At 57.6% G+C, this 13,436-nt stretch carries 11 protein-coding genes; 5 read left to right on the top strand and 6 right to left on the bottom strand.

The features are described 5' to 3' along the window. Window positions 1-26: 26 nt before the first annotated feature. The gene (locus tag HFX_RS16195; protein ID WP_014732676.1) at window positions 27-1,208 is read left to right on the top strand and encodes an ABC transporter permease; all 1,182 of its coding nucleotides are present in this window, start codon (window positions 27-29) and stop codon (window positions 1,206-1,208) included. A 61-nt stretch (window positions 1,209-1,269) separates the two neighbouring features. Beyond that, complete coding sequence (locus HFX_RS16200) at window positions 1,270-2,442, top strand: ABC transporter permease (RefSeq protein WP_004056220.1); 1,173 nt, start codon at window positions 1,270-1,272, stop codon at window positions 2,440-2,442. A 232-nt stretch (window positions 2,443-2,674) separates the two neighbouring features. On the opposite strand, the gene HFX_RS16205 is transcribed toward HFX_RS16200, so the two are convergent. Both HFX_RS16205 and HFX_RS16210 read right to left on the bottom strand, forming a co-directional pair. Beyond that, entirely contained in the window at window positions 2,675-3,514 is an 840-nt protein-coding gene (locus HFX_RS16205) for a PQQ-binding-like beta-propeller repeat protein (RefSeq protein ID WP_231512956.1), read from the bottom strand. A gap of 52 nt (window positions 3,515-3,566) precedes the next feature. Then, on the bottom strand, window positions 3,567-4,433 hold the full coding sequence (locus HFX_RS16210) for an HFX_2341 family transcriptional regulator domain-containing protein (RefSeq protein ID WP_004056218.1): 867 nt from the start codon (window positions 4,431-4,433) through the stop codon (window positions 3,567-3,569). Window positions 4,434-5,149: 716 nt separating this feature from the next. On the opposite strand from HFX_RS16210, the gene thrS reads away from it, so the two are divergent. Next, entirely contained in the window at window positions 5,150-7,096 is a 1,947-nt protein-coding gene (gene thrS / locus HFX_RS16220; RefSeq protein ID WP_004056214.1) for a threonine--tRNA ligase, read from the top strand. Window positions 7,097-7,252: 156 nt separating this feature from the next. Here the strand turns inward: thrS and HFX_RS16225 are convergent, their stop codons facing one another. Further along, window positions 7,253-8,080: a phosphosulfolactate synthase gene (locus tag HFX_RS16225; protein ID WP_004056211.1), complete on the bottom strand. Its 828-nt coding sequence runs from the start codon at window positions 8,078-8,080 to the stop codon at window positions 7,253-7,255. A gap of 70 nt (window positions 8,081-8,150) precedes the next feature. Continuing rightward, window positions 8,151-9,500 carry an MmgE/PrpD family protein gene (locus HFX_RS16230; protein WP_004056209.1) on the bottom strand — a complete coding sequence of 450 codons (1,350 nt, stop codon included), beginning with the start codon at window positions 9,498-9,500 and terminating at the stop codon, window positions 8,151-8,153. 314 nt (window positions 9,501-9,814) lie between these two features. On the opposite strand from HFX_RS16230, the gene HFX_RS16235 reads away from it, so the two are divergent. Beyond that, complete coding sequence (locus tag HFX_RS16235; RefSeq protein WP_004056207.1) at window positions 9,815-10,132, top strand: thiamine-binding protein; 318 nt, start codon at window positions 9,815-9,817, stop codon at window positions 10,130-10,132. Between the two features lie 210 nt (window positions 10,133-10,342). On the opposite strand, the gene cysK is transcribed toward HFX_RS16235, so the two are convergent. Both cysK and HFX_RS16245 read right to left on the bottom strand, forming a co-directional pair. Further along, window positions 10,343-11,263 (bottom strand): cysteine synthase A, encoded by a 921-nt coding sequence (cysK, locus tag HFX_RS16240; RefSeq protein WP_004056205.1) that lies wholly within the window; start codon window positions 11,261-11,263, stop codon window positions 10,343-10,345. A gap of 200 nt (window positions 11,264-11,463) precedes the next feature. Then, window positions 11,464-12,822 carry a restriction endonuclease gene (locus HFX_RS16245; protein ID WP_004056203.1) on the bottom strand — a complete coding sequence of 453 codons (1,359 nt, stop codon included), beginning with the start codon at window positions 12,820-12,822 and terminating at the stop codon, window positions 11,464-11,466. 315 nt (window positions 12,823-13,137) lie between these two features. Between HFX_RS16245 and HFX_RS16250 the strand changes: the two genes are divergently transcribed. Continuing rightward, window positions 13,138-13,428, top strand: a complete 291-nt coding sequence (locus HFX_RS16250) for a hypothetical protein (protein ID WP_004056202.1) — start codon at window positions 13,138-13,140, stop codon at window positions 13,426-13,428. Window positions 13,429-13,436: the final 8 nt, after the last annotated feature.

Here is a 13,436-nt window from a genome sequence, read left to right on the forward strand (position 1 = left end):
AGATCCGCAGTGAGAGGTGAACGTTCGTGAGTTGGCTCCGTCGCCTTGTAGCGAGGTTCCCAACCGTCCTCTTGGCCCGGAGGAATCTCTCGCGTGCCACTGCCCGGTCGACGCTCGCGATAGTCGCAATCGTCATCGGCGTCGTCGCAATCGGAACGATTGGTGCGGGTGGTGAAGCGTTCAAGCAGGATCAAATGGAGGCGTACGAAGGGTTCGGTGGAACTGCGACCGTCAGTCCCGTCTATCATGAGAACGAAAACGGGAGCCTGACCGGCGGGTTCTCGGACCACGATATCAACCGGATGCGTCAGACGACCGACGGAGCGACGATTCTCCCCGTTGTCGAGCGCTGGGATGCGGTCGTCAGAACACCGTCGGGAGAGACTATCGTCACAGCACAAATAAAAGGACTCGATAACCTCGGACGGTTCTATGAGGCGCAGTCCGGGACGATTCCGGACAACTGGCGACGGAGCGTCGTCATCGGATCACGGGTCGCAGAGAACAATGACATCCAGACGGGAGACCAAGTGACTGTGGCGGTAAACGGGAGCTTTGCCCGTTCCTTCCGTGTCGCAGCGGTTCTCGAACCGCAAGGCTTTGCCGACCAGTTGCAGGCCGACCGTGCCGTGTTCGTTCCGGTCAAGCAGTTCGAGGACCCCGAGTACGACAGCGTAATCGTCAGCGTCGACTCACGGACGGGCTCGATAGGCAAGGCTTCCAAAAGCCTCGAAACGGAGTTCAATACGCGACGGCGGAACATCGCGGTTTCCGAGGTCCAAGAACAGCGAGACCAGTTCGAACGGATGTTCGAGACCATCAACAAGTTCCTCATCGGCGTCGGGTCAATCTCGCTACTCGTCGCCGCCGTCACGATTGCAAACACGATGCTGATGTCGGCAATCGAACGTGAGCGTGAAATCGGCGTGATGCGGGCAGTTGGATACCCAAAGACGGCAGTTATTAGCCTCCTCCTCTCCGAATCCGCTATCCTCGGAATGGTCGGCTCCGCAATTGGAGTCCCGATTGCACTCGGTATCGGGATGGGGCTCAATCAGCTCCTCGTCGGCGACCCACTCGCGTTCACGACCGCAGGATTGCAGTACATCGGCATCGGAGCGCTCTTCGGTATCGGTACGTCCGTATTTGCTGGTGTGTACCCCGCCTGGAAGGCGGCGAACAAACGACCTGTAGAGGCGCTGGACTGATGCAACGAAATCACGACACCCACGAAATCAACGCATCGAACGAGTCGCGAGGTGAGCGACGATGAGCTGGCTCTACCGAATCGTGGGTCGATTCCCGAGACTCGTCATCGCCCGTCGGAATATCTCGCGGGCGAAAGCTCGGTCGATACTCGCAGCCGCCTCCATCCTCATCGGTGTCGTCGCAATCGGTGCGATTGGAGCAGGCGGCGCGGCGTTCAAACAGAGTCAACTCCAGAACATCCAGGACCAAGGCGCGACGAACGTCTTCGTCTCTCCGGGATTCGATATGGAAGGGTCGTACTTCGACCAAGAAGACCTAAAGGCAATAGACGAGACAGTCGGTCCAGCCGGAATCGTCGCGACGAGAAGCGGGGAGATGGAGATCATCAAGCGGGACGGTACCCGTGAGGGGATTTCGGTTACCTATCTCGATAACCCTCGAAAGACACGCGAGGTAGAACGAGGGCAGATTCCCGACAACTGGCGACAGAGCGTCGTCGTTTCCCACGACTTTGCCGATGAGCGTGACATTGCCCCGGGTGAACGGGTCAAACTCGTCTCAGAAGAGGAAACCGCGGCCGGAACGGTCGAGACCGAACACACGTATCGCGTCGTCGCCGTACTGGCGGAAGCCCGGTCGTTCGGGTGGAGTGAAATCTATCTCCCCATCGAACAAGCCGAAGACAGACGGTACAGTCAAGTTCGGGTGACAACGAGCTCGACTGACAGAGCGGAGGCCGTCGCAGAAGCACTCCGTGACCGATTTAACGACCGAAAAGACAAACTCCTCGTCTTCGAACTCACCTCGCTCGTCCGTATGTTCAAGACCATCGTGAACGGGATTAACACGTTCCTCGCGGGATTGGGGTCCATCTCACTGCTCGTGGCCGGCGTCTCGATTACGAACACGATGCTGATGGCCGTCATCAAGCGCCGCGAGGAAATCGGCGTACTGCGGGCGGTAGGATACAGCAAAGGAGATATCGTACAGATTCTCCTTCTCGAATCGGTGCTGTTAGGCGCACTCGGGTCGGGTGTCGGAATCGTAATCGCTATCGGAGTGGCGTTGGTGGCGAACTCGATGTTCCTTGGTGACCCGTTTGCCTTCACGCAGTCCGCACTGCTGTACTTGGCCGGGGCGATAGCATTCGGGATTTTGACGAGCTTGCTCGCCGGTGTGTACCCGGCGTGGCGAGCAGCAAACGAACGGCCCATCGACGCGCTGCGGGGGTGAGTTCCCCAACATCGTTCACCCTTGAATGGACAAACGCGTAGGCCCCGAAGTGGATTCAAAAAACCAAAAATAGAGAGACCGTCGGTGGGTTGCCTGAACCTACAGTAGCGTTTGCAACTAGTGACACATCAAACCGCACGGCACCGGTCAAGCGAGTGTGCGATGACTTGCAAACGCTACTATAGTGCACAAAGAAACACGTGTTGTACACGTTATAAGTCGTCTTCCTCGCTCAATCGCCAACACGGACGAGTCCAGTATCTTTCAACCCGATGTACGCCGCGTCGTCGACGACTGAGAGAGGTCCGGCAGGAACGGAGCTGAGTCCCTTCGACCACTGTTTATCGCCAGTGGTGGCGTCGAACGCGTGGAGCGTCGTCTCTTCAACGACAAACCGCGTCGCACCGGCGACGACGGGAGGAACGTACGATGAAATCGTGTCGAGTGGCTCGTCCCATACCGTACGACCATCGTTAGGGTTGAGCGTGGCAAACTCCCCGATACCGGACTGTACGTGGACGAGTTCGTCTGTTACCCCGACGGATGGGGACCCATTTTTGGGGAGTGAAATAGGTGTTTGCCACTGGACCGTTCCGTCGCGACGTGACAGGGCGTACACGTCGCTACGATGGCCGGCATAGTATATTTGGTCGTCGTCAACGACGAGTGGAGAGTTACTTTCCGGCAGACCGGCGGTCCGCCACAGTTCGTCACCAGTCGCGGGGTCGATGGAAGCGACCCCGTACTTGTCGCCGTCTTTCTGGGCGTTCACGAGCGTATACACGGTCTCATCTCGTGCAGCGACCGTTGCACTGGTTTCACCAGTGTCGTATTTCCACTTCTTTTCGCCGTTACGAGGATTATAGGCCAAGAGACGGTCAGTACTACTTCCGACGAGGGTGTCCGAAATGAGTGCAGGAGAATTGACACTCGTTCCGACGCCAACATTCTCTCTTCGCCAACAGAGCGAACCATCCGTGGCGTCGTACGCATCAATCGATACCGCCTTGGAGACGAACATTGCATCCCCGGCGAGCGTTGGCGTTGATTTCCCTTCTGGGTAGGGGGTCATCCACGAGGGAGTTGAAACCCAACGGACCAATCGATACCGAAGTAGCAAGCCGCTACGACCGGTTCTCGACGAGCGTGTCGACAGGGTTGTCGAGGACGAATTCGATGTCGTCTTCCGGGCTTTTTGTCCGCGCTTCAAGGTCGGTAATGACGGATTCGGCCCGGTGACGGAACGCACGGAGCGTCTGGCGTCCCTCTTCAGTGAGCGAGAGATATTGGCGCGTGCCGTGTCTGGTGATACACACGTATTCCTTGTGTTCGAGTGTCGACGTGACGCGATTGTCGAGGACGTTGTAGTCACCGTTTGTAGGCTTGTAGCCCGCCGGGTCGCCGTCGACGCGGCCGTTCATGAAGTCGAGACCGTAGTGTGCTGCTTCCGTAATGAGCGTCTTCTTCTTAGCGTGTTTCGAGTCGGTATCGTGAGCTTCGATGATTGCGAGCGTAGCGACCTGGTCGGGGGTCGGAGAGTTAATCTGGTACGTCGTTAGGAGCGATGCCTCCTCGAACCCTTCCGTGGCAGGGGTGTCGAGACCGTGTGGGCGGGATTTTGGATCGACAACGTACGGCTCAGCATCGGTGTGTTCGTCCATACACGCCATCGTCGCGCCGATTGCCGCCCGCTTCGTCCCGGCGGTGACGTTGACTCGAACGAGGTCGTCCGGGTGCCAGTCGGCAATCGTGGTGATGGCACCCATCACCTCGTACATATCGAAGAGGTCGACGTACTCGACGGCGGGCGGCGTGCCGACGACATCGGTGATGCGGTCGACAACCGTTTCGTGGTAGTTCGGCCGCTCGACCGACGGGTCCTCGTGTTCGAGGAGATAAACGTGGTCAGGCCGGTCGTCCTCGACGGGACCGATGATGCGGTCGTGTTCGCGCCACAGAGGGACGACGTGAACACGGAGGTGACGTTTCATTTACTCGAACAACATCCCTGTTGGGTCGATAAGTCATTCGATACTACGAGCGCGCGCTATCGGCCGATTAGGCGGACCACGTCAGCGCCGATACACCCATCGGAAGCGCTCGTCTAGTCGGGACGGAAGCGTTCGTCTAGTTGGGATACTAACTATACTCATTCTATTCACGTAAGTCACCGTACTAGACGAGTAATCGCCAATTTCCATCCCCGACTACGAATATATGCCGCTGCCCCGTGCGATGCGAGGTGGCGGCCCAACAACTGGCCACGGCGGCACGATGGGGTGCCTCTGACCACGTGCCGTCTTGGCCAGGGCGTCGACGGAACGTCTCATCACACCTTCGCTGTGGGTTCGGTGATGGTGACGCGGTGTCGCCACTTCCGTCGATGCTGTCCCTCCCTCACAGCGGTCCCCCCTCCCTTCGGTCCTCCAACCCTCTTCGGTCCTTCAACCCTCTTCGGTCCTTCAACGCCCTTTGCTCCTCCAGCATCCTTCGGCCCCCCTCATTGGTCGGCACGGCGACAATCACCGTTCTCTCCTGCACCCACTTGTCAGGGAGAAGAACATAGTTATATACTTCCAACCAAAGTATATGGTACCAATGACGGTAGGTGGCCGTTTTACACGGCGGGCGTTCGCCATCTAACCATTCAGCTACTGTCATTGCTCGCTTTGCTCGCGTTTCAACGACGCTGAGAGAGGTATATCTCATGTCACAGCAGAACTCCTCCACGATAGTGGTAACGCTCCCAGATGGTTCCGAACGTCACGTTCCTCGGGGAACCACTGTCGAAGAAGTCGCGTATCGAATCGGCGAGGGTCTCGGCCGCGATACGGTCGCTGGAATCGTCGACCACGAACTCGTCGCGGCGGCGGAACCAATCACCGAAGACGCCACCGTCGAAATCGTCACCGAAAGCTCAGACGAGTATTTGGACGTGCTGCGCCACTCGGCGGCACACATCTTCGCACAGGCCCTTCAGCGTCTCCATCCCGAGGCGAAACTGGCTATCGGACCCTACACCGACGAAGGGTTCTACTACGACATCTATGGCGTAGACCTCAACGGCGACGACCTCGCGGAGATTCAAGCCGAAGCCGAGGAAATAATCGAAGCAGACTACGACATCGAGCGCGTCGAATTGGACCGCGAGGACGCCTTCGAGTATTACGATGACAATCAGTTCAAGCGCGAAATCCTGGAGCAGGAAGCCGCAGGCGAGGACCCGGTTACGTTCTACCGACAGGGTGAGTTTCAGGACCTCTGCAAGGGTCCGCACGTCTCATCGACGGGGAAAATCGGCGGCTTCGAACTCCTCGATATCTCCGCGGCCTACTGGCGCGGCGACGAGGAAAACGAGTCACTCACGCGCGTCTACGGGACGGCCTTCGAGTCCGAATCGGAACTGGAAGACTACCTCGAACTGCGCCGGGAAGCCGAAAAGCGCGACCACCGCAAACTTGCTCGGGAACTCGACCTCTTCAGTATTCCCGCTCACTCGCCGGGATGCGTTCACTACCACCCGAACGGGATGGCGATTCGGCGCGAACTCGAAGCCTACATCCGCGAGAAAAACGAAGACCTCGGGTACGACGAAGTACGGACGCCAGAATTGAACAAGGCGAAACTCTGGCAGAAGTCCGGCCACTACGAAAACTTCCGAGAGAACGGCGAGATGTTCGCGTGGGAACAGGATGACACCGAGTACGGCTTGAAGCCGATGAACTGTGCAAACCACAGTCACATCTACGACACCTCCATGCGCTCCTATCGGGACCTCCCGATACGTTTCAGCGAATTCGGGAACGTCTTCCGGAACGAGCAGTCGGGCGAACTTTCCGGACTGCTTCGCGTGCGCGGTTTAACCCAAGACGACGGGCACGCTTACGTCCGCCCCGACCAGATTCAGTCGGAGATTCTGAACATCCTCCAAGCCATCGAGGACATCTACAGCCACTTCGGCCTCGAAGTCCTCTATAAACTGGAGACGCGCGGCGAGAACGCCATTGGTGGCGAGGCACTCTGGGAACAAGCGACGGACGCGCTTCGTGACGCCCTCCACGAGAAGAACCTCGACTTCGACATCGAATCGGGAGAAGCCGCCTTCTACGGACCGAAAATCGGTATCAACGCCCGCGACGCGCTCGGCCGCGAATGGACCATCGGGACCGTGCAGGTCGACTTCAACATCCCGCGCCGACTCGACCTGACGTACGTCGGCGAGGATAACAAAGAACACTACCCAGTGATGATTCATCGTGCCCTCCTCGGGTCCTTCGAGCGCTTCATGGGCGTTATCATCGAGCACTTCGACGGCAAGTTCCCGACGTGGCTCGCCCCCGAGCAGATCCGCGTCCTCCCCATCAGCGACGACAACCTCGACTACGCTCGCGAGGTTGCCAGCGAACTCGACGAGTACCGCGTCGAAATCGAGGACCGCTCGTGGACCATCGGGAAGAAAATCCAGACGGCTCACGAGGACCGCGTCCCCTATATGATTATCGTCGGCGACGACGAGGAAGGGTCGAACACGATTTCAGTCCGTGACCGAAAGGAGCGCGAGGCAAACGACATCGAGCGAGATGCGTTCCGGAACCACCTCGAACGTGAGGTCACGCAGAAACACCTCGAACCGACGTTCCTCGCAGGTCAGTAGCGCGAAGTGATGGCTCCGTGAGGCCGAAGTGTTCGACGCCTAAAGGCGAAGCAACGACTTGCTTCGACCGCCCTCTTCGGCTATCCGTTCTCTGGTAATACGGACAAAAGAGCACAGTGACGGGGAATACCCCCTTGTCGGCAGCCTATTGGCAGCCTATTCTTTGTAAGAGACCACCCGTCCCCACGAGGTGGCTTTGCCCCAGAGACCGGAGCGCATGCATTCGAGTTCGACGATTTGTGAGTTATCGACGAACAGGTTGACCTCTGGTCCGAAGTTCTTGACGTACCACTCGAACATCTCAGGACCCGGTGCCTCAAACACGAGGTTTTCCATGCCGAGTTCGTTCGCTATCTCGTAGACGACATCGGTCCGCCACTCGGTGACTTCCTCGGTGATGCCTTCGGCTTCGACCATCAGGTGCTCGGCACCGGCTTCGAGGTGGCGCTTACCCTCCTCGATTGCCTGCTGTGGGTCTTGTTGCCCTTCACGCTCGAGTTCTTCGGGAGCAGAAGCGCCACCAGCGCCGAACTGAACGTTGATTTCGGGTTTGGGTTCCAGTCCTTTTTGGGCGACCAGTTCGGTCATCCGAATCATATCATCCGTGTCGATAGCGAGAAAGCCCGAGGAAATTTCGACGATGTCGAAGCCGACGCGCGCACACTCCTCGACGTATTCCTCAATCTTGTCGTTGTCTCTAACGAGGACGTTCTCGATGTATCCGCCGGTGTTCACCTTTACGTCGTGTTCGTGGCAGATGCCAATCATCTCCGTGACGGCGTCCTCGGGCATCAGCGCGAACGAGCCACCACTGAACTTGTAGATATCGACGTAGTGACCCACTGTCTCTAGGATATCCCGCAGTTCGCGCGGTCCCATCGGGTCGTAGTACGGCCCGCGAATCTCCGTGATTCCTTTTTCGCGTGGCTTGTCCTCTCGCTCGTTGACGTGCAGGAAGTCGAAAGGTCGGTCTGGGTCTGCCATGTCAACTAGGTATAACATGGCGTGCTACTTGTTCTCTGGGGTGATGCTGTGACTTTGACTACGGCGGTCGTCAGTCGAGGAGCGCGAGCAAGTCGTCGACGTGGCGTTCCTCAAGGTTTCGGATGCAGTCGATAATCTCCTCTCGGCGGCTCTCGCCGTAGACAGTGGCGGCCATCGGGTGGAACTTTGCTTCGAGTTCGTCCCAGTCCATGGGAGTGTTTGGATGGCCGCGGAAGTCGTCTTTCTCGACGTGGTAAGTCGTACCGTCTTCGAGTTCGATATCGATGACTGCGGGCATCTCGCCGTCTTCGAACCGTTCGGTCAGTTCTTCGTCTTCCTCGACCGTAACCGTCTGGAGAAGCGTCTGGACATCCTCCGATTGGATGCGCGCGCGCTCGTATTGCTCGGTGAGCATCTGGCGGTCGATGAGCGCTGCTGCGAGCATATAGGGCAGGGAGTGGTCAGCCTGGGCTTTCGTCTCGACTTCGTGGCGGTCGCCTTCGCCACCACCGATAATGAGTTTCGCACCGTGGAACGTGTCCAGGTCGATGGACGTGACTTCCTCGTGGTCGATGTCGTGTTCTTCGGCGAGGTCGATGATGCCTTCGACGGCCGATTGGGCGTAGGTTTCGGCGACGTAGCGTTTCGTCATCACGTCGTGGACTCGTGAACACGACGTGTCGAGGTCAACCTCGAAGTCGCCGGCGATGATTTGCTTCCAGCCTTTCTGTCCCTCGAAGAGGTCTTTCGGCCCTTCCATACCGTTGTCCGCGAGCAGGGCGGCGTAGGTGCCGTTTCGCGCGGCGTTACCGGAGGCGACGCCCTTCCACTCGTTTATGCCGCCCGTCCGGGTCACCCGGAGGGCGTTGTGCGCGGTGCCGGCGATACCGATGGCATCTCGGATTGCTTCGTGGTCGAGGTCGAGCAAGGCCGCCGCGGCCGTAGCCTGCGTGATGACCGTGTGCGTGACGTGGTCGAATCCCCTGTCGCGGACTGGTGCGTTCCACGCGAGTTCACCCTGAATTTCGTAGGCGAGTGCAGTCGCCTCGATGAGGTCACGGCCCGTTGCGTCGACCAGCTCACCGACTGCGACGACCGTTCCGACGTTGTCGCTCGGGTGGGGCGTCTCGCCGGGGGCGAGGAACGAATCCATGAAATCGAGATACCGAGTCAACACCGTGTTGTACATCGCTGCTCCGGACGGCGAGGCTCTCTCGTCTGTCGCCCACAGCGAACAGGCGTCTCTTCCCTCCTGTAAAACTGTCTCGCGCACTGCCGCGGCCGTTTCGGACTCGGCGGCCCCGAGCGCGATACCTACGGAGTCGAGAAGACGCTTTTTCGTCGCTTCAACGATGTCGTCCGGGAGGGTTTCGTAGTCCACTTCGCGAATGAACGTGGCAAGCTCGTCGGTTGTTGTCATAGGCACACATACGAGTTCAGCAGGGAAAAAGTGTAACCTGAAAAACGAGTTCTGCGGAGTTTGTCCGCCAGCGTTTCTGGGATAACTGAGATGCAAGTCATATGAAAGTGCCCACGTCCCCGATTTCCACCGTCTTTTCTCGTTTATGATGAATCACCAATCCCCAGAGGAAACCGACAGACACCGGCGCAGTAGCTGGACTCTGATGCCCTCGTTCTGATAATTGCAAAACACTATGTCTGTTGTTGACGTATAACACATCTGCTCGGGGGCTGCCCTGCCCGACCGTGCGCATCCAAATTGGAGTAGAATTCATGACTGTAATAGCTAGGTTCGAGGTCATCCCGGTCCACGAGGGAGGATTGTCCGAAGACATCGCACAGGCAATTGAAGCGCTCGACGACTTCGACATCTCGTACGAACTGACCGCGACAGATACGGTCATCGAGGCCGATAATGTCGACGAGGTGTTCGAAGCCATCCAAGCCGCGCACAACGCGGTGAAGGCTGACCGAGTCATTACCTCCGTCGAAGTCGACGAACAGCGGCGTCGCGAACAACACGGCGAAGATCGCATCAAGTCCGTCGCCAGCGTGCTCGGCCGCGAGCCGAAACGAGAGCGAGACACGTGAGTGTCTTCCAGAGCGGGTGAAGGACGAGACACATAGACCACCCCCTTCTCTTTCAGCGTGGCGGGTTGAGCGGCTACGAAACCACCCCCACTCGGTTACAGGGAGCTGTGTGCCGCCGAATAGTCCGCACACCGATAGGTGTCGGCCTGTCCGGAGCACACCCCAGTTCTCACCTCGCCACGTCGTGGTGTGCGCCGTCTGATCGGTGAGCTATATCCCGTCGTAGAGGTCCGTCGAGAGGTATCGTTCTCCCGTATCCGGGAGCACAACGACGACCATCTTCTCGCGATTCCCCGGCCGTCGAGCGACACGAACAGCCGCGTCGAGTGCAGCCCCCGAAGAGACACCCGCCAGAATCCCTTCCTCACCCGCGAGTTTTCGGGTCGCCTCGATGGCGTCTTCGTGCTTGACCGGGACCACATCATCGATTAATTCGCGGCGAAGCACGTCGGGGACGAATCCGGCGCCAATTCCTTGAATACCGTGTGAACCCGACGCTTCCCCCGAAAGTACCGCCGACTCGGCCGGTTCGACGGCAATCGACTGAAAGTCCTGTTTCCCTTGTTCTTCCTTGATGTATTCCGAAATTCCGGTTATCGTTCCACCGGTTCCGACCCCCGAAACGAGGATATCTACCTCGCCCTCCGTGTCCCGCCAGATTTCCGGACCAGTGGTCTCTCGATGAATCAACGGATTAGCGAGATTCTCGAACTGGTGTGGGATAAATGCGTTCTCGGTCTCGTTTGCCAGTTCTTCCGCTTTCGTGATTGCTCCACCCATCCCGTCGGCACCGGGTGTGAGGACGATTTCGGCGTCGAGCGCACTGACGAGGCGTCGACGCTCTTCACTCATCGAATCCGGCATCGTCAGAATTAGGTCGTAGCCCTTTGCGGCGGCGGTGAAGGCAAGTCCGATGCCCGTGTTTCCGCTCGTCGGTTCGATAATAGTGGTTTCGTCGACGATTAGGCCCTCTCTTTCGGCCTGTTCGAGCATTGCAACGCCGATTCGGTCTTTGACGGAGTTCGTCGGGTTGAAAGATTCGAGCTTTGCGAGGATGTTCCCCTCAAATGAGTCAAGACGGACGAGTGGCGTCTTCCCGACCAACTCTGTGACGTCGCCAGCAATGTTCATTGGTTCGTCCGATGGAGTTCATCACCATCAGAGCAGTTCCCCGGAATAGCGGGGGTTCAAGCGATTAGAAGGGTGCTACCAAAACAGACACCGGTGGAGAATCAACACGGGCGATGCGTAGTTCTGCTCGTCGTTCCAGCGTATGCCTCCGGCTAGATGAACAACGGCCGTCTCTGTAACGGACGGAATCTCGCTGAGCCTCATATAAGCCCTGAAGAGAGGATGAACCCAATTAAGAGGACTACGGTGACGAACACGCCCCCAACGAGAAGCGGGTTTTCCATCGCTTTCTCGTGGACTGACATCTGCGCGTACTCCGTACGGAACTCCTCGAGGTTCTCGTGGTCGTAGAAGTATTTTGTTTTCAGGGCGAAGCGCTCAGTGACCGCGCAACCAGTACAGACCGGTGTTCCTTCGAGTCGTTCTGTCTTACTGTGTGACCTGCAGTTGATACTTCCACAGTTCGTGCAATATGTGTACGTTTTTGCGTTCTCTTTCTCACAGTGGACACAGCGATGGATTCCATCTTCCAGTGTGAGACGGGACGGTCCAGCCGCATAGTATTCATACGAGTATGAGTACTGCTGAAGTTGGGTTGTCTGGCGGACTTGTGGGACGTAGACGGGTGTAATTGCCTGAATCGAGATGTCCGATTGCTTCGGTTCGCAGGTCTTCTCGTAGGTAACGTTGTTGTCTCCAGTGTAGGTTACTGTCGTCGTGTGGTGCTCGCGGAGACGTGAGACTGCCCAGTCTTTGTACTCGGTTTCTGTTTGACCGAACCGATTTACGCGGAGGTCGTCGAAGACGGTCGCAAATCTGTCTTCGTCTAGGTCGACAGTTTGTGGGAAATTGTTCGTGATCACGCTGGCAAGATCACTCTCTGCAACACTGGGTCGACCTCGGTTAGCATGCACTACAAATCCATCTGACTGGTTGATGCGGTGAATAACACCAACTGAAGTCTCGAACACTGCGTCGATGTGCGCCTGGATTGTAAGTATCGGCTGGAAGTCAACCTGCCCATGCGACTTCGGGAGGTTATCCCCGTCGATATTCTCGATATCTCGAAACGCTTCGCGAACAGGAGCGTCAGCGCCCCCAGCAGGGTCGAATGGTCGGAACGTCTCGTCACAGAGAATCTCAATGCGCCCGTTATACAGGTCAAGCCCGATATCGTCGGCAATATCCCTGAGTGTAGTCCCATCGATGAGTTCTATTGGGTAGGGGTCTCTGTTCTGGCTGAGACGGGTAGCGTACTCCTCTGCAGGGGTCGTGAAGCACCCAGTTGTGACGACAATACCACGCTTTGGGCCATCGTACTCGTACGTCGCAATGGCGGAGTGAAGTTTCTGCACTACAGGACGGCCGACAGAGCCGGTGTGTTTACATTCGACGACAACACCACGTCGTGTCCCGTCGACGACTTCTTCCATGAGGATGTCTCGCCCTTCATCAGCGGTCTTCCGTGCTTGGTGTACGTTTTCGTACCCGAGGTTTCGGAATACATCCTCCATCAAGTCCTCGAATTCGAACCCCGAGAGTTCATCTAAGATGGCCATATCAATGTGCTAGTAATATATGAACGGCTTTCGACTATTAATCAATTTTCGTGATATTAACTGAGCTGGACAGGAGTCCAAGAACCAGCATGTCGTCCTGTGCCGCTACCCGTGTACTCAGTCCTGCACAGCGTGCCGGAAGACAGCCCACAGCCTCTTCGGGTACAACGTCCGGGCAGCCCACTTCCCGTCGTTCGTAACGAGAATACTGAGTGTCCACCACAAGGGAGAGACCGGCGTGGATAGCGAACTAGATGGTTGGTTGCACGACAGACCATAACAGAATTTTTTGTCATACACGACGATGTTTCTCCGATGGCAACTGCAACCATCGCCCGATACACGGGAAGTGCTGTCGGGTTGGTTCTTGCAATCACGTGCCTCGGGTTTGCCGCAGTGCACGCTGCTGCCGGCGTTCCAACCGCAGTTCTCCCTGCTGTTGGCGGACTCGTTCTACTCGGTGCCGCAGTCGCACTTGCGCCCGTTACGCGCCGCCGCCTCCGGAAGAACGTCGGTGGTCGTGACGATCTCGTCGTCTTCTTCGGGGCACTCGCCGTCGCGATACTCTCGTTCCTCGTATTTTTCGCACTGGGCAGTGCGCTCTAAGCGGAATT

It is taken from the genome of Haloferax mediterranei ATCC 33500, assembly GCF_000306765.2.
Taxonomy (GTDB): Archaea; Halobacteriota; Halobacteria; order Halobacteriales; family Haloferacaceae; genus Haloferax; species Haloferax mediterranei.